This window comes from Sphingobium lactosutens DS20 (genome assembly GCF_000445105.1).
Taxonomy (GTDB): Bacteria; Pseudomonadota; Alphaproteobacteria; order Sphingomonadales; family Sphingomonadaceae; genus Sphingobium; species Sphingobium lactosutens.
In genome coordinates this window covers 80,950-102,297 of the sequence record NZ_ATDP01000092.1, presented here as the reverse complement: position 1 = coordinate 102,297, position 21,348 = coordinate 80,950, and the positions used below count along the sequence as shown (strand labels likewise).

Here is a 21,348-nt window from a genome sequence, read left to right as displayed (position 1 = left end):
ATGAGGAGACACCGCGCTTTGCCGGGCACTCAGTCGAATTTAAAGCGGACACCTACGGCAAAGGTGCGATCGATCAGCAGCGTGTTGCTGTTGAATTCAGTTGGATTGCCGACATCCCCGAATTTGTAATAGTCCTGCTGCTTGGCCTTAGTCAGGTTAACGGCATCAAAGGTGATGCCGATGTCGTCATTGACGTTCCAAGTCAGCTGGAAATCCAGGCTTTTTTCCGGTGCGCGCCAGAAGCCAATCGGGTTGGCGAATGATCGGGCTTCGTTACGCTGCAGGAAGCCTTTGCGCCAGATATAGGACAGGCGCGCGCCGATCGGGCCATTATCATAGGCTAGGGTCGCATTATATGACAGCTTGGATACGCCGAAGAAGGCGGATTTGGTGGTGCCGGTGATTTCGCCAGCGTTGTTGACGACCGGGATGGTCTGTTCGGAATCCAGGATCGTCGCGCTGCCAGTAAAGCCGAGGCCGTCAAGCACACCGGGCAGATAGGACGGGAAATAGGTCAGCCCCAATTCTACGCCCTTGAGAGTACCGTCAGACGCATTTTCCGGACGGGTAATATTGAAAATTTCAGTATAGGTTTCGTTGCGCGGAAGATAATTGTCCGGGATGAATTCACGGGCTGTCAACGGTACGACAAGGCCGTCGATCTTTCGCTGGAACGCTGTCACATAGATCGCGCTATTGCGTTCGAAATACCATTCGAGTGCCAAGTCGATATTCTTCGAATGGGTGGCCCGAAGATTGGCATTGCCCGCAGTGCCCGTGCCAAACCCGACGCGCGACAGGTCGCCGCCCAGAACAGGGTTCGGATTGAGATCGCCAAAGGCGGGACGGCGCAGTGTTTCACCATAGTTGAAGCGAACGCGCAGATTATCGGTGATATTGTAGCGCGCGGTGAAGGACGGCAGGAATTTCTCCGACCCCGTCGAAACCGTGGTCCGGGCGAAATCATCGCCCCGATCGAAATAGTCATACAAGGTGTCGATCGCGACGAAGCGTACGCCGGCCTGCAGCTGGAGTGGTCGTCCGAAAAGCTCCAACTCCCCATCTGCAAGGATATAGGCGGCAAGGTTGGATTCGTTAATGCTGAACACGCGCCCGAACGTCATCTGATCCGACAGCAGAAGGCCCGGCTCGACGGCGCGATACAGCTGGCGAACGGCATCCTTGTTCATGCTGCGCGGATCGGCCAAGACCCAGCTGGTAGGAATGTCGGCGCGGCCGTCGAAGAAGCCGCTATTGGTAAACGGAGTGCCTTCGCCAAAAGCATTCAGGGGCACACCCAGCCCTCCCGCGCCCTGGTCGCGAACGAAGCTGTCGGCCTTGCGATCATCATAGCGGAAGCCCGCCTTGATGCGGCGCAGGAAGCCGTCATCCCACTTATACTCGCCATCAAGCATGAAGGTAAGCGCGCTGCCGGTATTCTTGGTGCCGCTGTCGAACAAATTGCCTACGGTCCACTGACTTGCGTCCGTCAGGACCTCCTGATTGCCGAAGCTGTAAGCGGGCAAGCCACCCCCGGCGTTGAAATCGACATCCAGATCAAGCGGACCGCGATCGGTGCGGATGGCGAAGAAGGAGGTTTCGTTCTTGCTGTCCTGATAGGCGACGTCGGCGGAAATCTTCCCTTGGGATCCGACGTCCCATTTCGCGTTCACGGCATAGACGTAGCTATCCGTGCGATTGGTTGCCATGTCGCCGCTGTTGAAGCCGGCGACCGAACCCATCCGTCGCGACTTGATGATGTTCGTGCCGTCATACAATTCGAAGCTGTTCGCTACGTCGGCCGGCAGGTCGCCCCACCAGTCGGCGAAGCTGAAATGCAGGCTGTTGAACGTTTCGCCGCGAAAGCCGGTGTAGAAAATTTCGGCAGTATAGACCGAGCTGTCGTTGGGCGCCCATTGCAGCGCGGCGTTGATCGATGGCCGCTCGCGCTTGCCATAGAGGTCCGATGCGATGACGGCGTCTCGCGAGAGATAATAGGGGGTTTCGACGCCATTGATATTGAGCGTCGATCCCGGCGCGATGGGCAAGCCGGCATCGAGGCCCGGTGTCCAGTTTTGGTTGCGATCCCCCGGGAAGATGCGCTGCAATGGGGTGAGGCCCGATCCCTCTGGCGGATTTTCCGTGGCGAAGGGCACCATCGCGCCCGCCTGGAGATTCTGGTTGCGATATTCTGCGCGGGTGAAGCTGGCATTCACCAGAATGCCGATGTCGCCAATCCCGGTTTCCCAGCGATCGCTGACCAGCAGCGCCACATTGGGATTCACCTTGTCCGCCAGCTCGGAATAAATGCCGCGCGCCAAACCGGAGATGGTGAAGCCGTCAAAGTCGAGCGGACGACGCGTCTGCACGTCGATCTGGCCCGCCAGGCCGGTTTCCAGCTGGTCGGCCGAACGCGTCTTATAGACGTCGACGCGGCTGACGAGGTTGGCCGAAATGTCCTGAAGCGCGAAGGACGTGCCGGCTGCCGTGAAGATATTGCGGCCGTTGAGGGTGGTGAGCGGATCAGTGAGGCCGCGGATGGTAATCGTTGCCGCCTCGCCACCTGCGCGATCGGTGACCTGGATACCGGTCACGCGCTGAAGCGCTTCGACAACATTATTGTCAGGCAGTTTGCCGACATCTTCGGACACGATCGAATCGACGATCTGGGTCGATTCCTTGCGGACGTTGAGCGCGCCCACGATCGAGGCGCGCACGCCGGTCACGACGATTTCGTTGACCTCGTCCTCTGCCTGCGGCGTAGCGTTTGCAGAAGCGGTCTGCGCCTGCGCAGCGCCTGCCAGCATCAGCGCGACCATCGAACTGGAACCGAAAATGAAGGGCTTCAAGGCCATCGAACAATCCTCCCCGGGGGCTGGCGCATACGCCATGCCTGAGCTTCAATTACTCCGACTAATTATTGCTCCGACAAATGGAGCGCAAGCGGAAAGTTGGTCGGCCGCGCAACTCAAGCCCGGGTTGTGACATATATGCTGCATTTTTTGGGAACGGTCGGCCCCATGGGTCGCAGAAATGGACAAGAAAGGGCAAGCGACACGGATGAGTCGCCAGCCCTTAGGACCATCATTTTGTCAGACTTTGTCGGGCGTCAATCCGCCCGCCAATAGGCGCCGCTGTCGCGACTTCCCACCAGCACAACCCGCCCGTCGACCATCCCGATGGCCTTGCCCGGAGCGGCGACGGCGGCGAACCGCAGCAATCCCTGCCCCTTTTCCTCCAGCCGCACAAACTGGCTGCGCAGCGAAAAGTCCGCACTTTTGCTGTCTGGCTGCAAGGTGACGGTGCCGTCCTTGCCGGCGACCAGATAATGGTCGGGCATCAGGATGGGCGAGAGCATGACGCTGTCCTTCCCCGCGCGACCCTTCGTCTGGCGAAACTGCGTCTGCGCCAATGAGGGGTTGCCGCCGACCAGTCGCGCGCCGTCATGCGCCAGCAGGGCGGCTGGATTGGCGGCGGACACGAATCGTTCGGGCAGGGGGCCGTTGCCGACCGGAACGCCGAAGTCGGGCGTACCGTCGGCTGTGTAATAGAGGCGCTGGACACGGGTGTGGCGGTCCGGGTTGAACAGGGGATCGCCCTTGATCGCCTCATAGTCGCGGCCGTGATAGACCAATATGTCGCGGCCCTGTTCGTCGACCGTGAAGCTGTTATGGCCGGGCCCGTAGACGCTGGTCTGGGCGTTGGTGACGAACACCGGTTGCTTGGACTTGGTCCAGCTTTTGGGGTCCATCAGATCGGCATTTTCGTCGGCGCTCAGCAGCCCCAGGCAGTAGCGCGCATCGGTCGCGCTGGCCGAATAGGTCATGAACAGGCGGCCGTTGCGATGAAGGATGGCAGGCGCTTCGGCGACCTTGTACCCGCGCACTTCCCAGTCGAGCGTCGGGACGGTGAGCCGCGCGGGCTGCGCACTGAACGTCAGCGGCGTCTTCATCGGCGCGATATAGAGATTGGAATTGGTGTCGATGCCGGGTTCGCGCTGCGCCCAGGCCATGTAGCGCACGCCCTTGTGCACGAAGATCGTGGAATCGAGATTGAAGCTGTCCCACGGCGTCTGCAATTCGCCCAAGACGCGCCATTTGCCGGTCATGGGGTCGGCCCCGTCGCATACCACGGCATAGGTGCGGATGCGGAATACATCGTCCCCGCCGCCGCTTGGGCCAGCGGCGAAATACATATACCAGACGCCGTCAATCTGTTGCAGTTCTGGCGCCCAGAGGAAGCCGGAGCGTGGCCCGTTGGCCTCATGCCGCCACAGCACCGCTTCCTTGGCGGTAGCGAGGCCTGCGATCGTCTTTGAGCGGCGCAGCACCAACCGGTCATATTCGGGAACCGAGCCGGTCATGTAATAATAGCCGTCCTCGTGGCGGAAGATCTGCGCATCTGCGCGGTTCTTGACCAGCGGATTGACCGGCACGGGCGCTCCCGCGTCGGCCTTGGCCGCGCGCACCACGGCCGGAGCGGCCGACAGGGCAGCAGCGCTGCCGATGAAGCCGCGACGGGACAGGGCGAAAGACATCAGGAACTCTCCAGTTAAGTCAGACTAATAAGGATCAATATTGCGCCACGGGCCAGCCGTCAGCCCCCCATGTCACCGGCGCTATGCGGAGCGTCGGCGCGCCATCGGCCTGCTTGTCATAGGCGTGATAGACGACATAGTCTCTGCCGTCCTCGTCATGCAGCCAGCCGGCATGTCCGGGGCCGCGCCAGCGCTGCTGTTCCTGCAAGTCGGCGCGCAGGAAGATGGTGCCGCCCCCTTCCATCAGCTTGCTGCCATCCTTGCCCAGATAGGGGCCGGTGATTGTCTTCGATCGGCCGATGACCGTGTAATAGGTGCTGTTCACGCCCTTGCAGCAATAATCATAGCTGACCATCAGCCAGTAATAGCCGCCATGGTCAATGATGAAGGGAGCCTCCACCGGGGCGGGGCCGCCGGCCGGCGCCGGGCGGCGGGCAATGCTGATGGGCGTGGCCTTCGGGTCCATGGGCTTGCCGGTCGCCGGGTCCAGTTCGAACAGCTTGATGCCACCCCAGAAACTGCCCAGCGTCAGCCAATGGCGGCCATCCCGGTCGATGATGAAATTGGGGTCGATGGCGTTATAGTCATCGTCCTTGGTCGACATGACCACCATGCCCTCGTCGCGCCATCCATAATCTGGTGAGGCGCGGTCCAGCGTCTTTGACGTAGCCAGGCCGATCGCCGAGCGGTTGGAACCAAAGGTGGAAACGGAATAATAGAGCCGGTAGCGGCCATCGACGAAGCTGATGTCGGGCGCCCACATGCCGTTGCTGCCGGGGATCGCCTCGCTGGCCCAGGCTGGCAGGGCGGTGAAAACGGGATCGCCGGCCTCCCAGTTTACTAAGTCCGTCGACATACGCGTTTCGATCAGGCGCTTGCCATGGCCCGTGCTGAATACATGATAGGTGTCGCCTTCGCGGATGATGACCGGGTCATGGGTGGGGACCAGATCGCCTGCCAGGCGGCTGTTGAGCGACGCCTGGGCGGGCTGCGCCGCCGGCTGTTGCGCCACGGCGGGCAGCGCGGCTGCGACCAGGGCAATGCCGGTCAAGGCAGAGATGATCCGTCGGGTCATAGTGACCTCTCCATTGGTAGCCGGCGTGCTCACGGCACTGGCCGGAAAGGGATGGAGCGGGCGGCGATTCCACCCTCCGCCCGCTCCAAACTGTCATTGCAGGTCGAGCACCACGACCGACTTGGGCGGCAGGGTGACGCTGAGCGTCCCGCCGCTGACCTGCGCCCCGGTGAAGGGGGCGGGCTTGATGGCTTCGGGTGCATCGAAGCTGTTGTGCGCATTCATCGCCGACGCCGTCAGGATGCGGCCGGACACGGTTGCCGCGTTGAGGCCATCCAGCTTGACGGTGACAGTGTTGGGCTGATTGGGGTCCAGGTTGGACAGGCCCACATGCACCCTGCCGTCCTTGCCGCGCACCGCCGAACCGCTCACCGCCGGCATGGTGAACTGCCCCTTGCCATACCAGGGCGTGTCAAGCTCGATCGGCAGCACGGTCGCGTCCTGCCAGGGCTTGTACATTTCAAACACATGATAGGTGGGGGTGAGCACCATCTTGTTGCCGTCGGTCAGGATCATCGCCTGAAGCACGTTCACCATCTGGGCGATGGCGGTCATGCGCACGCGGTCGGCATGTTTGGCGAAGATGTCGAGATGGACCGATGCGACCAGCGCGTCGCGCAGCGTATTTTGCTGCCGCAGGAAGCCGGGATGGGTGCCGGGGTCCTGCGCATACCAGGTGCCCCATTCGTCGACAGCCAGGAAGACGCGCTTCTTGGGATCATATTTGTCCATGATCGCGACATGCTTGGTGATAAGCTCGTCGATATGGACGGCTTTGGCCAGCGTATCGGCCCATTCGGCTTCGCCGAAATTGACCGGATCGGCCTTGGGGGGCCAGCCGCCCTGGGGCAGGGTGTAGTAATGCAGCGACAGGGCGTCCAGCTGATCGCCCGCAACCCGCATCATGGTTTCGGTCCAGCTATAATCGTCGGAATTGGCGCCGGCCGCGATTTTGAGGATTTTCGTGTCGCGCGGAGCCTTGATGAAGGTGGCGTAGCGGCGTGTCACGTCGGCGGCATATTCGGCGCGCATATTGCCGCCGCAGCCCCATAGTTCGTTACCGATGCCGAAATAGGGCACAGCATAGGGTTGCTTGTGCCCATTCTTCGCGCGCTCATCCGCCAGGGTGCCGGCGGGCGCGGTCATATATTCGACCCACTCGGCCATTTCCTGCGGCGTGCCGTTGCCGACATTGCCCGCGACATAGGCTTCCGCGCCGACCTGGCGCAGCAGTTCGAAAAATTCGTCGGTGCCCACGCTGTTGGGTTCGGTCACGCCGCCCCAATGGGTGTTGACCTTGACCGGGCGCTTCGCCTTGGGACCGACGCCTTCGCGCCAGTGATATTCGTCGGCGAAACAGCCGCCGGGCCAGCGGATGACGGGAACGGACAGGTTTCGCAGTGCCGCGACGACGTCGTTGCGAAAGCCGTTGGTGTTGGGGATGGATTTGTCATTGCCGACCCACAGGCCGCCATAGATGCCATTGCCAAGATGTTCGGCAAATTGGGTGAAGATCCGCCGGTCATAGACCGGGCCGGGCGTGTCGGCGTGGATGGTCGCGCTGGTCGGCGTGCCGTCGGTGTCGGCGACGGCCGAGGCCGCCAGCGCGCTGGTCGCCAGTAGCAGCGCGGCGGTCGCGCGGCGCAAATAACTGATCATGTCGGTCCTCTCCTGTTGCAATCAGTCGTGAAAAGGGTCGGTGGTTTCGCGGCGGCCGCGCAGGAAAGCGTCGGCGACGAGGCGGAGCGGCGCTGTATCGACGTCGCTGCGGCCGCCCCGGATCAACGTGGCGAATCGGCTATAGAGTCCGGCATATTCGATATCGTCGCCATGTTCGGTGCCGGTGGGCAGGGTCAGCACCGCGCCGCCTTGGCTGAGGCGGAGCGTGCCGGCGTCGGTTTCCACCACGATGTCCCAGCTTTGCGGGCCGGTCTGCCGCCAGTCCAGATCCATATGAATCGGCGCGCCGGCCGTGTCGCGAAAGACCAGATCGGCCGCGATCGGGGCGGCGCGGTTTTCCGGCAGCACCAATGTCGCGTCCTTTAGGAAGAAGGGGCGCGGCAGGATATGGGTGACGATGGAGAGGGCGTTGATGCCCGGATCGAAAACGCCGAGCCCGCCCGGCTGCCAGATCCATGCCTGCCCCGGATGCCAGACGCGCACATCCTCCCGCCAGATGATCGAAACCTTGTCGATGCGACGCTCGGCCAGCCAGGCGCGCGCGGGGGCGACGCCGGCGGCAAAGCGGCTGTGCCAGGCGGCGAACAATGTGGCGCCGACCTTGTCGGCCTGGGTCTTCAGCGCTTCCACTTCAGCGAGCGTGGCGCCGGGCGGCTTTTCGAGGAACACATGCGCGCCGCGACCCAGCGCCTGCGCGGCCAGATCATAGCGGACCTGCGGCGGGGTGCAGAGCGCGACCGCATCCACCGCCGGCCCCTGTGCCAGCAAGGCGTCCAGGCTGGCGTGATGGGGCACGCCGGGCAGGCCCGCATCATGCGGGCTGACGGTCGCGGCCAGGCTGAACGCGCCATTTCCCCGGATCGCCGGCACATGCTGGTCGCGCGCGATCTTGCCGATGCCGACGATGGCGATGCGGATCGGGTCCATGGGGATCAGAGCGTCTTGACGGCGACCTGGACAGGTGCAGCGCGCGTGAGCGCGTTGCGAACGGGCAGCGTGAAGGGCGCGGCGAGGATTTCGAACACGTCGCCTTCCTGGCAGGTCACGCCATCGCTGAAGGACAGGGTGGCGGTGCCGAAGAAATGGACATGGACGTCACCAGCCCGGCGGAACAGGTCATATTTGAAGTGATGATGTTCCAGATTGGCAAAGTTGTGCGACATATTGCCTTCGCCCGAAAGGAAGGGCTTTTCCCAGATCACCTCGCCATCGCGCAGGATGCGGCTTGATCCTTCGATATGTTCGGGTGGCGCGCCGACCAGCAATTCCGGACCCAGCGAGGCCTGGCGCAGCTTGCTATGGGCAAGCCAGAGATAATTATGCCGTTCGGTGACATGGTCGGAAAACTCATTGGCGAGCGCCAGCCCCAATCGATAGGGCGTGCCGTCTTCGCCGATCAGGTAGATGCCGGCCAGTTCCGGTTCCTCGCCACCATCCTGGGCAAAGGCGGGCATGGTGAAGGGCGCGCCGGGATCGACCAGTTGCGACCCGTCGCCCTTGTAGAACCATTCGGGCTGTTGCCCGACCTCGCCGGCCGCCGGCTTTCCGCCTTCCAGTCCTTCCAGGAACATGCGCATGGAATCGGTCTGCTTTTCCGCTGCGGCCGCTTCCCGGTGCATCTTGTCGCGACCTTCGGCCGATCCGAGATGGGTAAGGCCGGTTCCGGTCATCAGCACATGCGCGCCGTCGTCATGGTCGATCGGAGCCAGCAGGCGCCCTGCTTCATATTCCGCCGAAATGTCGATCGCACTGCCCTGACCGGCATTCGCCACCGCCTGCGCCAGGTCGATTCCCTGGGCGATCGCGTGGAGCGCCAGTGCGCGAATGCTGGTGAAGCCCGGAACGAAACAGGCGGTATCACCTTGCGCCGCGATGACGGCGCGCTCGCCCGAATCCGAACGATGCTGCAACAGACGCAATGACATGAAGCTCTCCTCCCGCGCGCCCTGCCGGCGCTGGTCCCGACCAAATAGCTGCTGCCCGAGCGACGCAACGCCGCCCGCGCAATGAAACTGAATTACTCCGACATATTGCAAGGCGATGGCAAAGGCAATGATTGTATTTTACAGCAAACTATGCCTCAAAGGATCGAGGTGGGAGGAGCCCGAATGGTGAAGCAAAGTCCGTCGTTGCAAGCGGAAGAGGCGGTTGGCAACGGCAGGGACCGGGCGACGCGAGGGCCGGGTCGACGGCTGCACGGCGCGATCGCCCACAAGCTGGGCACGGCGATCTTGTCAGGGCAGTATCAGCCCGGAGATACGCTGTCTGGCGAAGTCGCCTTCGCCGAAGAACTGGAAGTGTCGCGCAGCGCCTATCGTGAGGCGATTCAGGTGCTGACTGCCAAGGGGCTGGTGGAAAGCCGGCCCAAGGCGGGCACGCGCGTCCTGCCGCGCACGCGCTGGAACCTGCTGGACCCCGATGTCCTCGCCTGGGCCTTTGCTGGGGAGCCGGACATTCAGTTCGTGCGCGACCTGTTCGAATTGCGCGCCATCGTCGAACCGGCCGCGGCACGGCTGGCGGCGCAGCGGCGTGACAAGGATGACCTCAAGCTCATGAAGGAGGCGCTTGCCGCGATGCGTCGTCATACGCTGGCGACCGAGGCGGGGCGCGCGGCCGACCGGGATTTTCACAATGCGATCCTCAATGCGACGCGTAACGATGCGTTGCTGGTGCTGACCGCCAGCATCGGTGCGGCGGTCAACTGGACCACCCAGTTCAAGCAGCGCGCCCGCGCCCTGCCGCGCAATCCCATTCCCGACCATGTCCGCGTCTATGATGCCATCGTCGCGGGCGACCCGCAGGCCGCGGCAGAGGCGATGGGCGTGCTCGTCGATCTCGCGCTGGAAGACACGGCCAGCGCGATGGAGCGATAGAAGCGCAGAAAGCGGGACGAAAAAAGGGCCGGCGCATAGTCCTCGCGCCGGCCCTTTTTCCTGTCCGATGGTGCGACCCCTCGGCTCGTTACGCCTCGATTTGCTGGTCCGGCAGCGCGTTGGTCGTTTTTGACCCCCACAGCGCATAAAAGAGTACATAGAGTTCGCAGGCTGCGGTCAGCAGGAAGCTGGTCTGCAGGCCATAATGGTCGGCCAGCCAACCCTGCACCACCACCAGCGCACCGCCGGCAATCGCCATGATGAGCAGGCCCGATCCTTCCTCGGTCAGGGGACCCAGCCCCTTGATACCGAGCGTGAAGATGGTCGGGAACATGATGGAGTGGAACAGGCCAACCAGGATCAGCGACCACATGGCGATGGGGCCGGTGGTGAAGACGGTAACCAGCATCACGATGAACGCGCCGATCGAGAAGGCGGCCAGGACATGGCCGGCATCAAAGCGCTGCATGATCGCGGAGCCGGCGAAGCGGCCGACCATCATGCCGCCCCAGAGGAAGGTCAGATAGTTGCCGGCCTGCTCATGCGTCAGGTTGGCGATCTGCGGCTGGCTGACGAAGTTGATGAACAGGTTGGCAACCCCGATTTCCGCGATCAGGTAGATGAAGATCGCGGGAATGCCGAACACCAGGTTGCGGTGCTTCCACAGCGAATGCTTCTTGCGCTCTTCCTTGTTGTGGCGCTGCGTCGCATTGCCCATGGCGGGCAGGGGAAAGCGGGCAATCACCACGGCCAGCACGGTCAGCACGATCGCCACCAGCACATAAGGCAGGATGACCGACTGCGCATCGGCCAGCCGCTCGGCCTGGGTGAGGACAACCTCGCCCTGCGCGGTGCCCCCCTTTGACCGGCCCAGGATCAGATAGGCCCCGAACATCGGCGCCAGCATCGTGCCCGCCGAATTCATCGCCTGCACAAGGTTGAGGCGCGAGGAGGCGGTTTCCGGCTTGCCGACGACCGCGACATAGGGGTTGGCCGCGACCTGCAACAGCGTGATGCCGCTGGCGATCACGAACAGCATGACCAGCGTCACACCATAGGATGGGATAGACGCCGCCAGTGTCATGCCCAGCGCGCCCGCCGCCATGATGAGCAAGCCGATCACCATCGACTTTTGATAGCCCACCCGTTCGATCAACTTGGCCGACGGAATGGAGGCGAAGAAATAGGCAATGAACCAGACTGATTCGATCAGCGTCGTCTGGGTGTAGCTTAGATCGAACACGCTGCGCAGATGCGGCAGCAGCGTGTTGTTGATGACGGTGATGAAGCCCCACATGAAGAAGAGGCTGGCAAGCAGCGCGAGGGCGGGGCCGTAGCGCGTGCCGGGATTATGCGTTGCGGCCGGCGCAGCGCCAGACGAGATCGGTCCTGCCATTCATCCTTCTCCAGTGCAGTTCCAGGCGGCGGGCGACCGATCAAGGGTTGCGCACGCCAATTTTGTCGGAGTATATCCCGCGAAACCGCCCGTCAATGGGCGCACGTCACCGGGAGGAAGTCCAATGCGAAAGGTCGTCACGTTGAAAACAGCGTTGTCATATGCGCTCGCCCTCAGCCTCGCAAGCGGAACAGCGCTTGCCGCCGAAGCGAGCCGCGCGCCGGCCGGCACGATCGACGGCGCGGCCATCGAAACACTGACGCTGACCAACGGCAAAGGCGTGACGGCAAAGATCCTGACCTATGGCGCGACGCTTCAGTCGTTGATGGCACCGGGCAAGGATGGGCAAATCGCCGACGTGCTGCTCGGCTATGACGACGCCAAGGATTATGCCGACCATCCCAATTATTTCGGCGTCACGGTCGGCCGCTACGCCAATCGTATTGCTGGTGGCAAGTTCAGCCTGGACGGCACGTCCTATCAGCTGCCGGTCAATGACAATGACGTCAATTCGCTTCACGGCGGCGGCAAGGGCTTTGACAAGCAGGTCTGGAAGGTCGTGTCGATCAAGAGCGGCCCGACTGCCAAGGCGGTGCTGGCGCTCACAAGTCCTGATGGCGACGCGGGCTATCCCGGCAAGCTCGACGTGACCGTCACTTATACCCTCGACGAAAACGGCAATCTGGGCATCGCCTTCGACGCCAAAACCGACAAGCCAACCATCGTCAACATGACCAACCATGCCATCTTCAACCTGGCGGGCGAAGGATCACCCGAAGGCGCGCTGGGTCATGTGCTGACCATCCCCGCCAAGGCCTTCACGCCGGTTGACGCCAACCTCATCCCGACGGGCGAATTGAAGCCGGTCGATGGCAGCGTGTTCGATTTCCGCACGGCCCGCCGCGTTGCTGACGGCATTCGCGACGGTCGCGACCAGCAGATCGTCTATGGCCGGGGCTATGACCATAATTGGGCGCTCGACAAGGGCGCGACCCGGACGCCAGAATTGGCCGCGCGGCTGGAGGACCCGGTGTCGGGCCGGGTGCTCGAAGTGCTGACGACCGAACCGGGCGTGCAATTTTATGCCGGCAACTTCCTCGACGGGACGCTGGTCGGCAAGGGCGGTCATCTCTATCGCATGGGCGATGGCATCGCGCTGGAACCGCAGAAATTCCCCGACGCGCCGAACAAGCCGGCCTTCCTGTCGGCGCGGGTCGATCCGGGCAAACCCTACCATCATCAGATGATCTATCGCCTCTCGGTGAAGCGCTGATGCCGCAATGGCGGATGATCGCGCGGGAAGGCGCGGATATATTAGGGGAGGGGACATTGTGGTCGGCGCGGGAAAACGCCGTCTACTGGGTCGACATTCTTGCCCCGGCGCTCAACCGCCTGTCGCTCGATGACGGGGCCGTCACCCGAGTCGCCATGCCGGAGCCGCTCGGCTGGGTGACAGAACGGCAGGCGGGCGGTTTCATCGCCGGCTTCCAGAGCGGCTTTGCCGAAATCCAACTGGATCCGCTGACGATCACGCCGATCGGCGACCCCGAGCCCCATTTTCCGGGTAACCGGATGAATGACGGCAAGGCGGACGCGCAGGGTCATATCTGGTGCGGCACGATGGACATGGCGGAGGAGCATGACCGCGGCGCGCTGTACCGCCTCGCGCCCGACCGCAGCTGGACGTGCGTCGACAGTGGCTATCGCGTGCCCAACGGCCCCTGTTTCTCGCCCTGCGGACAATGGCTCTATCATAGCGATACGGCCAGCCGGCAGATGTACCGCTTCCGCCGGACGGAGGAAGGCGCCACGGATCGCGAACCCTTCATCCAGTTCGCAGAGGCGGACGGCTATCCCGATGGCATGACCGTCGATGCTGACGGACATATCTGGGTGGCGCATTGGGGCGGTAGCCGGATCAGCCGCTTCACGCCTGAGGGCCAGCTAGATCGCGCGATCGCCTTGCCGGCGCGGCAGGTGACCAATATCTGCTTCGCCGGCCGCGATCTTGATCGCATGTTTGTCAGTTCAGCGACGGTCGGCCTAGACGACCCGTCGGAGCATGATGGCGGTTTTTTTGAAGTCGACTGCGGCGTGAAGGGCTTGCCCACGCATCTGTTCGCGGGCTGAAAAAGGGGCAAATTTCAAGGGAAAATCGGGAGCGGCGGGCCATTGCCCACCGCTCCCTTTTTCATTCCATCCACAGCGTATCAGCAGACTTGCAATTTGGGTCAAATGCCTCTATCACGCTTGGACAACGTTGTCATTTCCCTCTCCAAGGCAGACGACGTTGCGCCCGGACAGCCTTTGGCGAACTGCACGCGTCCACAGGCTGTCCGGGTCGATTTTACCTCCATCTCGATCTCCTCTTTGGCGATGTTGCTGGGCAAGCATTTCTGTCTGCGCGGCGAACATTGCTTGCCCGGCTTATCTCTATCATAATGATAGTAAGCCGCGACGAGTCGGCGCGAAGGAGAGCCATGACCCATATCGAGCCAGAGGCAGCCCCATCCTGGTGGACGCGCCTGACACAGGCCCTGATCCGCGATCCCGCGATCATCCTGCTCGACACGCATGATGATGATAGTGACGCGGACACCGTGCTGCGCGCGCCGTTGCATGTCGGTGAAAGCGTCGACTGAACGCTATGTTGCCAATTTAGGGCTTCGTTTCGGCGCGATGGCCGGGCATGGATGGCGCGACGTTCATCCTTATGAGGCAAATCATGGCAACAGACCCGCGCGCCGTTTCCCGTCCTGTCGACCCCCTGTTGCTGGAGCGCTGGTCGCCGCGCGCCTTTGACGGTTCGGCGATGCCGCAGGAGGATCTGGATACGCTGTTCGACGCAGCGCGCTGGGCGCCGTCCGCCTCCAATTACCAGCCCTGGCGGTTCCTTTATGCCCATCGCCACAGCGCGGACTGGCAGCGGTTTCTGGACTTGCTGGTGCCGGGCAACAGCGTCTGGGCGAAACAGGCGTCGGTGCTGATGATGGTGCTGTCCGACACGTTGACCTCAGCGCCGGGGTCCGATGAGGTGAAGCCCTCGCACAGCCACAGCTTCGACGCGGGCGCAGCCTGGCTGGCGCTGGCGTTGCAGGCGACCCGCATGGGCTATCACACGCACGCCATGGCGGGCGTCGATTTCGATCGCGCCCGCACCGAACTCGCGGTGCCCGACCGCTTCCGCCTGGAAGCCGCCGTCGCCATCGGCCGCCAGGCGGACAAAGGCATCCTGCCCGATCATTTGCAGGCCCGCGAAATGCCGAGCGGCCGCAAACCGATCGAGGAGTTCGCCTTCGCCGGCAATTTCCGCCACTGATGGCAGGACGGAAGGCAGGGATGTGCGCCCCGCCTTCCGGGCTTTAACCCTCCGTCCAGCCGCCGCCCAGTGCACGGAACAGGTCGACCTGCGCGAAGGCGACGGTGCGGTCCGCGCTCGCCAGGTCTGCGTCGGCCGCTGCTTGGGTGCGCAGCGCGTCGAGAACGGTCAGGAAATCGATCCGCCCCTCCCGCTGGCGCGCCGTGCTGATGCGCGCCGCCCGCGCGGCTTCGTCCCGCGCGGTCTGGAGCGCGGCGCGCCGGGACAGCGCTTGCGCATAATTGGATAGCGCCGTTTCCGTTTCCTCCAGTGCGCGCAGCACCGTGCCATCGAAGCTGGCGAGCGCGGCGTCGCCATCGGCGCGCGCCGCGGCGATGCGGGCGCGATTGGCCTCCTGGTTGGGGAAGGCCCAGCTGATCAACGGTCCCAGCAACCAGTTCAACGGGCCGCCGCCAAACAGATTGCCGCCGCCAATCGCCGTCGTGCCGACCGATCCGCCCAGCGTGATGCGGGGATAGAGATCGGCGGTCGCCACGCCGATCCGCGCCGTGTCCGCCGCCAGCCGCCGCTCCGCCGCCCGGACGTCGGGCCGTCGCGCCAGCAGCGCGCGGCCGTCGCCGACCGGAATTGGCTGTGTCAGGTCGGGCGTCTGCCGCGCCGCGCGCACCGCGTCCGGCAGGTCCTGCGGCGTGCGGCCGGTCAATGTGGCAAGGCGGAACAGGGCGGCGTTGCGATCGGCCTCCAGCGACGGGATGAGCGCGGCCTGCTGATCGCGCAGCGACGTCACCCGCACCACGTCCAGCCGGTCCGACCGGCCGACGTCAAAGCGGGCCTGGGTGATGCGTAACGACCGGTCGAGCAAATCCACCGTCTGACGGGCAACAGCGATCCGTTCGGCCGAGGCGGTGGCGTCGACATAGGCGCGCACCGTATCGGCCACCACTACTACCCGGACGGCGTCGGCATCGGCGGCGGCCGCCGCAGTGTCGCCGCGTGCCGCCTCGATCGACCGTTTGACCCGGCCGAACAGATCGACCTCATAGGCGACGTTCAGTCCCATATCGATGGTCCAGTTTTCCCGATCCATGCCGGGCAGCGTCTGAGCCTGGGACGCGCGGCCATAGGTCGGCGATCCGCTGAGCGTCGTGCTGGGCAGCCGGTCCGATCGCGCGCCGCGCAACTGGGCGCGGGCGCGCTCCAGCCGGGCGACCGCGACGCGGATGTCGGTATTGGCCGCCAGCGCATCCCGCACCAGCGTGTCGAGCAGCGGATCGTCATAGAGCCGCCACCAATGATCCTGCGCCGGGCTTTGTGCGACCGCCGGGTCCTCCGCTCCGATGAAAGGGGCGGCCGCACTGGTGCGCGTTACGGGCGGGCGATAATCCGGCCCGGCGGCGCAGGCGGTCAGCGCGCTGGCGCCAAGCAGCAGGGTGATGAAAGTCCTTGTCATGATTTACGTCCTCATTCGGCGGGCTGGATTGCGCTGGCGTCCGCCTGCCCGGGCCGGCGACGGGCGAAACGATCGCCCAGCGCGCGGCACACGACATAGAAGGTGGGGGTGAAGAGCAGGCCGAAGGCCGTGACGCCGGTCATCCCGAAGAAGACCGCCGTGCCGAGCGCCTGGCGCAATTCCGCGCCCGCGCCGCTCGCGATCACCAGCGGCACCGCCCCCAGGATGAAGGCGAAGCTGGTCATCAGGATCGGCCGCAACCGGGTCTGCGCCGCCTGAACTGCCGCCTCGATGGGCGACAGGCCCTGGTCTTCCTCCGCCTGTTTGGCGAATTCGACCACCAGGATGGCGTTCTTTGCCGCCAGCGCGATCAGCACGACCAGGCCGATTTGCGTCAGGATATTATTGTCCATCCCCCGCAGGTTCACGCCCAGCATGGCCGCGAACAGACACATCGGCACGATCAGGATGATCGACAGCGGCAGCGTCAGGCTTTCATATTGCGCCGCCAGCACTAGGAAGACGAAGAACACCGCCATGCCAAAGACGAGGCCTGCGGTATTGCCCGCGCTCTTCTGCTGGAAGGCGACGCCCGTCCATTCCGCGCCATAGCCGGACGGCGCTTGTGCCGCGAGCTTCTCCATCGTCATGAGCGACTGGCCCGACGAATAGCCCGGCGCCGTGTCGCCATCGATTTCCACCGCGGGCATCAGATTGTAGCGCACCACGCGATAGGGACCGGTCTTGTCCTCGAAAGTCGCGACAGACCCGATCGGCACCATCTGCCCGCTGTTGGAGCGGGTCTTGAGGTTCGCGATATCCGCCACTGATCCGCGATGGTCCGCATCGGCCTGCGCGGTGACGCGATAGGTGCGGCCGAGCAGATTGAAATCGTTGACGAAGGCGGAGCCGAGATAGACCTGCATCGCTTCGAAGATGCGTTCGGGCGGCACGCCCAGCAGGTCGGCCTTGCGGCGATCGACATCGGCATAGACGCGCGGGGTACCGACGTCGAACAATGTGTAGACCATCGACAGGCTGGGCGACTGGTTCGCCTTGGCAATCAGGTCATTGGCCTGTTTGTTGAGGTCGGCATAGCCGCGCCCCTCCCGGTCCTCCAGCATCATGCGATAGCCGCCGGCGGACCCGATGCCCTGGATGAGCGGCGGGGGGACTAGCAGGATGCGCGCCTTGTCATAGCCCGCGACAGCCTTGTTCGCCTGCTCCATGATGCCCGCATAGGTGACGCCTTCCTTCTCCCGCTCGGCAAAGCTGTTGAACGGGAAATAGATGGCGGCGCTGTTGGGGGCCTGCGTCTGCGACGGGCCATGGAAGCCGGCGAACATCACCGCGCCGCGCAGGCCCTTGATCGGCAGGATCTTCTCCGCGACCTCGCGCGTCACCTTGTCCGTGCGCTCCAGCGACGCGCCCGAAGGCAGCTGGACGACGGCCAGGAAATAGCCCTGATCCTGCGCCGGGATGAAACCGCCGGGCGTCACCCAGAACAGGGCGATGGTGGCGGCGATCAGGCCCGCATAGGTCAGCAGCATCTTCTTGGGCCGTGCGACCAGGAAGCGGGTTAGCCGGCCATAGCCCGCGCTCATCCGGTCGAACCCGCGATTGAACGCGTCAGCGCCCTGGCCCAGTTTCTGCCGCCAGACCGGATCGCCGCTGCGGTCGCGGGGGCCATGTTTAGGTTTGAGCAGCAGCGCGGCGGCCGCCGGCGACAAAGTGAGCGAGAGGATCAGCGAGATGACCGTCGCGGTCGAGATGGTGACGGCGAACTGCTGATAGAAGGCGCCTGAAATGCCGGTGATGAACAGCGTCGGCACGAACACCGCGCACAGCACCAGCACGATCGCGATCAGCGCGGTCGACACTTCGTCCATGGACAGGCGCGCGGCCTCCAGCGGCGACAGGCCGTTTTCGATATTGCGCTCGACATTTTCGACCACGACGATGGCGTCGTCGACGACGATGCCGATCGCCAGCACCAGCCCGAACAGCGACAGGTTGTTGAGGCTATAGCCCAGCCCCGCCAGGATCGTCGCGGTTCCGATCAGCGATACCGGAATGGCGATGATCGGAATGATCGCCGCGCGCCAGTTCTGCAGGAAGACGAGGATCACCAGCACCACCAGCAGCACCGCTTCGATCAGCGTGTGATAGACGGCGTCGATCGACTGGCTGATAAATTCGGTGGGATTGTAGATGACGCTATATTCCAGCCCCTTGGGGAAGCGCTGCGACAGCTGATCCATTTCCGCCTGCACCTTTTCCGCCGCGTCGAGCGCGTTGGAGCCGGGCCGCTGCATCACCGCGATGACGACGGTGGGCTTGTTCGACAGATAGGTGTTGATGCCATAATCCTGCGCGCCCAGTTCGACGCGGGCGACGTCGCGCACGCGCACTTGTCGCCCGTCGGCGTCGCTGCGGATGACGATGTCGGAAAATTGCTCGGGCGTCTTGAGCCGGCCCTGCATTTCGACACCGATCTGGAAGGCTTCGCCCCGGTCGTAGGGCGGCTGGCCGATTGACCCCGCGGACACCTGCACATTTTGCGCGCGCAGCGCCGACACGATCTCGCCCGCGGTCAGGTCCAGCGCGGCGGCCCGGTCCGGGTCGATCCAGATGCGCATCGCATAATCGCGTGACCCGAACAATTGCACATCGCCCACGCCGTCCAGCCGCGCCAGCCGGTCGCGCACCTGCGTCAGCGCGTAGTTGGACAGGTAATTGCGATCGAACGTGCCGTCGGGCGATTGCAGGTTCACGACCATCAGGAATTCGGGCGTAGTCTTGCGCGTGACGACGCCCAACCGCTGCACCTCTTCGGGCAGGCGCGGCACGGCAACCGCGACGCGGTTTTGCATCAGCACCTGCGCGGCGTCGAGGTCCGTGCCGATCTTGAAGGTGACGGTGATCGTCACCTTGCCATCGCCGGTCGACTGGCTGCTCTGGTACAGCATGTCGTCGACGCCGTTTATTTCCTGCTCGATCGGGGCAGCGACGGTCGATGCAACCGTTTCGGCCGATGCGCCGGGATATTGGGCGGACACCGTCACGGTGGGCGGCACGATGTCGGGATATTGGCTGACCGGCAGGCCGATGAAGGCCAGCGCGCCGACCACGGTGATGACCACCGCGATCACGGCGGCGAAGATCGGCCGGTCGATGAAGAAACGGGAAAAGCGCATCGGATCGTCCTTTGCGAGCGAAAGGGATGCCGCGCGATCCGGCGGGGCCGGATCACGGGCTTTGGAATATCGGGCAGTTACGGACGCTTATCGGGCGAACGTCGCCTGCGCAGCGGCCGGGGCCACGCTGTCGACAGGGGTCACGGGCGCCGGCGCAGGCCGGATCGTCGCAGGCCGGGTCGCGACCTTGGCGCCGGGCATGGCCGCCTGAACATTGGTGATGACGACGCGGTCTTGCGGGTCAAGGCCGCTGCGGATGATGCGCAGCCCATCGACAACGGGTCCCAATTCGACGGGCTTGGCGGCAACGCTGTCATCCTTGCCCACGACCAGCACCGTCTTGCGCGCCTGATCGGATTGGATCGCTGCGTCCGGCACCAGCAGGGCGTTCGCCTTCCCGCCATTGGCAAGGCGCATATTGCCGAACAGGCCCGGCGTCAGGAAATTGTCGGGATTGGCAAAGACCGCGCGAATGCGGATGGTGCCGGATCGCGGATCAAGGCCATTGTCGGTAAAGTCGAGCCTGCCCTTGTGGCGATAATCGGCCTCATGCTGCAATCGCACCTCGACCAGGCCACCATCGGCCTGATCCCGCTGCGACTTGAGGTAAAGCGCTTCGGACGCGTCGAAATTGAAGTAAATGGGATCGAGCTTGTTGATCGTGGTCAACAGAGTCGCACCATTGCCCTCCGCCCCCGACACCAGATTGCCGATATCGACGCGGCGATCCGACACGCGGCCGGAAATGGGCGCGCGAACCTGCGTAAATTCGACGTCGAGCGCGCGGCTGCGTTCGCGCGCCTGCGCGCCCGCCAGCTCCGCCTGGGCCGCCTGCAACCGGGAACGCAGGGCATCGACTTCGCTTGCGGAAACCGCTTCGTCGCCGGTCAGGCGCTGGACGCGGGCATAGTCATTCTGCGCCAGCAGCAGCGCGCTGCGCGCTGATGCGACGCTTGCCCGGGCTTCGGCCAGCGCGGCGCGGAACGGACGCTGGTCGATGGTGAAGAGCAGCTGGCCCTCGCGCACATAATCGCCGTCCTGAAAATGAATGGCGGTCACGGCGCCCGACACGCGCGGGCGAATGTCGACGGTCTGGCTGGGGGCGAAGCGGCCGACATAGTCGTCCCATTGCGTCACGGCGCGTTGCAGCGGCGCGGATATGCCCACCGTGGCGATCTGCGCCGCCTGCGCCTGCGCTTGCGGTTTGTCGACCAGCTTCCACACGCCGCCCAGCGCCACTACCAGCGCGATTGCGGCGATCCCTCCCTGACGGCGCGACCAGTGCCGGCGCGGCCCATGCGAAGTTGCATCGTGCGCGCCGTCCGTCGTGATTTTGGTCATCTGGTTCATGCAAAACTCCGGCGTGGGCGGGCATGACGGCCCGCGCTGATGGTGGCGAGCAGCAGTTCCAGCTGCGCGGTGGAAAAGCCGGCCGCGCGGAAGGCGGCCAGGGCAGAGAGCGATACGGCATAGCCGCGGTGCCAGGCTTCGACGGCCAGGCGGCGCAGCGCCTCCAGCCTTTCGCTGGCGAGCGTCAAATTGGTGTCTTCGCCGAAAATCCAGCGGCGCAGGCGGACGAAGCGCCCCGGTCCCTGCAGTGACCGTAGGCCATCGGTGCGGGCCAGCGCGACGATCTGCCATTCTTGCGGGGTGAAGTCGGTGGGGCCGGCAACCGCTTGCGCTGTTGACGCGACCGGAGCGGGGCCGGCCATGGGTTGGCTGAAATCAAGGAAAGCCATGAGGATGCTCCTTCCTGTCCCTGTTGAGAACCTGCCTGAAGCGGACGCGCGGCCTTATCCCGGGAATCACGCTGGTAGCGTC

16 protein-coding genes are annotated in these 21,348 nt (G+C 64.0%); 5 read left to right on the top strand and 11 right to left on the bottom strand.

The annotated features are described in order from the left end of the window. Positions 1–29: 29 nt before the first annotated feature. The 6 genes from RLDS_RS42335 to araD1 form a co-directional block, all read right to left on the bottom strand. Entirely contained in the window at positions 30–2,855 is a 2,826-nt protein-coding gene (locus tag RLDS_RS42335) for a TonB-dependent receptor (RefSeq protein WP_021226481.1), read from the bottom strand. A 254-nt stretch (positions 2,856–3,109) separates the two neighbouring features. Then, on the bottom strand, positions 3,110–4,537 hold the full coding sequence (locus tag RLDS_RS42330; protein ID WP_021226480.1) for a glycoside hydrolase family 43 protein: 1,428 nt from the start codon (positions 4,535–4,537) through the stop codon (positions 3,110–3,112). A gap of 34 nt (positions 4,538–4,571) precedes the next feature. Then, positions 4,572–5,612, bottom strand: a complete 1,041-nt coding sequence (locus RLDS_RS42325) for an arabinan endo-1,5-alpha-L-arabinosidase (protein WP_021226479.1) — start codon at positions 5,610–5,612, stop codon at positions 4,572–4,574. A 93-nt stretch (positions 5,613–5,705) separates the two neighbouring features. Further along, positions 5,706–7,271, bottom strand: coding sequence for an alpha-N-arabinofuranosidase (locus RLDS_RS42320; protein WP_021226478.1), 1,566 nt, complete (start codon positions 7,269–7,271; stop codon positions 5,706–5,708). 21 nt (positions 7,272–7,292) lie between these two features. Beyond that, the gene (locus tag RLDS_RS42315; RefSeq protein ID WP_021226477.1) at positions 7,293–8,219 is read right to left on the bottom strand and encodes a Gfo/Idh/MocA family protein; all 927 of its coding nucleotides are present in this window, start codon (positions 8,217–8,219) and stop codon (positions 7,293–7,295) included. A gap of 5 nt (positions 8,220–8,224) precedes the next feature. Then, positions 8,225–9,217, bottom strand: coding sequence for an AraD1 family protein (araD1, locus tag RLDS_RS42310; protein ID WP_021226476.1), 993 nt, complete (start codon positions 9,215–9,217; stop codon positions 8,225–8,227). A gap of 183 nt (positions 9,218–9,400) precedes the next feature. Between araD1 and RLDS_RS42305 the strand changes: the two genes are divergently transcribed. Beyond that, positions 9,401–10,165, top strand: a complete 765-nt coding sequence (locus RLDS_RS42305; protein ID WP_021226475.1) for a FadR/GntR family transcriptional regulator — start codon at positions 9,401–9,403, stop codon at positions 10,163–10,165. An 88-nt stretch (positions 10,166–10,253) separates the two neighbouring features. On the opposite strand, the gene RLDS_RS42300 is transcribed toward RLDS_RS42305, so the two are convergent. Continuing rightward, on the bottom strand, positions 10,254–11,561 hold the full coding sequence (locus tag RLDS_RS42300; RefSeq protein ID WP_021226474.1) for a sugar MFS transporter: 1,308 nt from the start codon (positions 11,559–11,561) through the stop codon (positions 10,254–10,256). A 124-nt stretch (positions 11,562–11,685) separates the two neighbouring features. On the opposite strand from RLDS_RS42300, the gene RLDS_RS42295 reads away from it, so the two are divergent. The 4 genes from RLDS_RS42295 (at position 11,686) to RLDS_RS42285 (ending at position 14,880) form a co-directional block, all read left to right on the top strand. Beyond that, the gene (locus RLDS_RS42295) at positions 11,686–12,834 is read left to right on the top strand and encodes an aldose epimerase family protein (RefSeq protein WP_021226473.1); all 1,149 of its coding nucleotides are present in this window, start codon (positions 11,686–11,688) and stop codon (positions 12,832–12,834) included. Then, complete coding sequence (locus tag RLDS_RS42290; RefSeq protein ID WP_021226472.1) at positions 12,834–13,691, top strand: SMP-30/gluconolactonase/LRE family protein; 858 nt, start codon at positions 12,834–12,836, stop codon at positions 13,689–13,691. The genes RLDS_RS42295 and RLDS_RS42290 overlap by 1 nt, the downstream gene beginning before the upstream one ends. A 350-nt stretch (positions 13,692–14,041) precedes the next feature. Then, entirely contained in the window at positions 14,042–14,203 is a 162-nt protein-coding gene (locus tag RLDS_RS56300) for a hypothetical protein (protein ID WP_021226471.1), read from the top strand. Positions 14,204–14,286: 83 nt separating this feature from the next. Then, positions 14,287–14,880, top strand: a complete 594-nt coding sequence (locus tag RLDS_RS42285) for a nitroreductase family protein (RefSeq protein WP_031298315.1) — start codon at positions 14,287–14,289, stop codon at positions 14,878–14,880. 43 nt (positions 14,881–14,923) lie between these two features. Here the strand turns inward: RLDS_RS42285 and RLDS_RS42280 are convergent, their stop codons facing one another. The 4 genes from RLDS_RS42280 to RLDS_RS42265 form a co-directional block, all read right to left on the bottom strand. Beyond that, on the bottom strand, positions 14,924–16,330 hold the full coding sequence (locus RLDS_RS42280) for an efflux transporter outer membrane subunit (RefSeq protein ID WP_021226469.1): 1,407 nt from the start codon (positions 16,328–16,330) through the stop codon (positions 14,924–14,926). Positions 16,331–16,341: 11 nt separating this feature from the next. Continuing rightward, complete coding sequence (locus RLDS_RS42275) at positions 16,342–19,527, bottom strand: efflux RND transporter permease subunit (protein ID WP_021226468.1); 3,186 nt, start codon at positions 19,525–19,527, stop codon at positions 16,342–16,344. An 87-nt stretch (positions 19,528–19,614) separates the two neighbouring features. Further along, positions 19,615–20,877 carry an efflux RND transporter periplasmic adaptor subunit gene (locus RLDS_RS42270; RefSeq protein ID WP_021226467.1) on the bottom strand — a complete coding sequence of 421 codons (1,263 nt, stop codon included), beginning with the start codon at positions 20,875–20,877 and terminating at the stop codon, positions 19,615–19,617. Continuing rightward, complete coding sequence (locus tag RLDS_RS42265; protein ID WP_021226466.1) at positions 20,874–21,266, bottom strand: hypothetical protein; 393 nt, start codon at positions 21,264–21,266, stop codon at positions 20,874–20,876. The genes RLDS_RS42270 and RLDS_RS42265 overlap by 4 nt, the downstream gene beginning before the upstream one ends. Positions 21,267–21,348 lie beyond the last annotated feature (82 nt).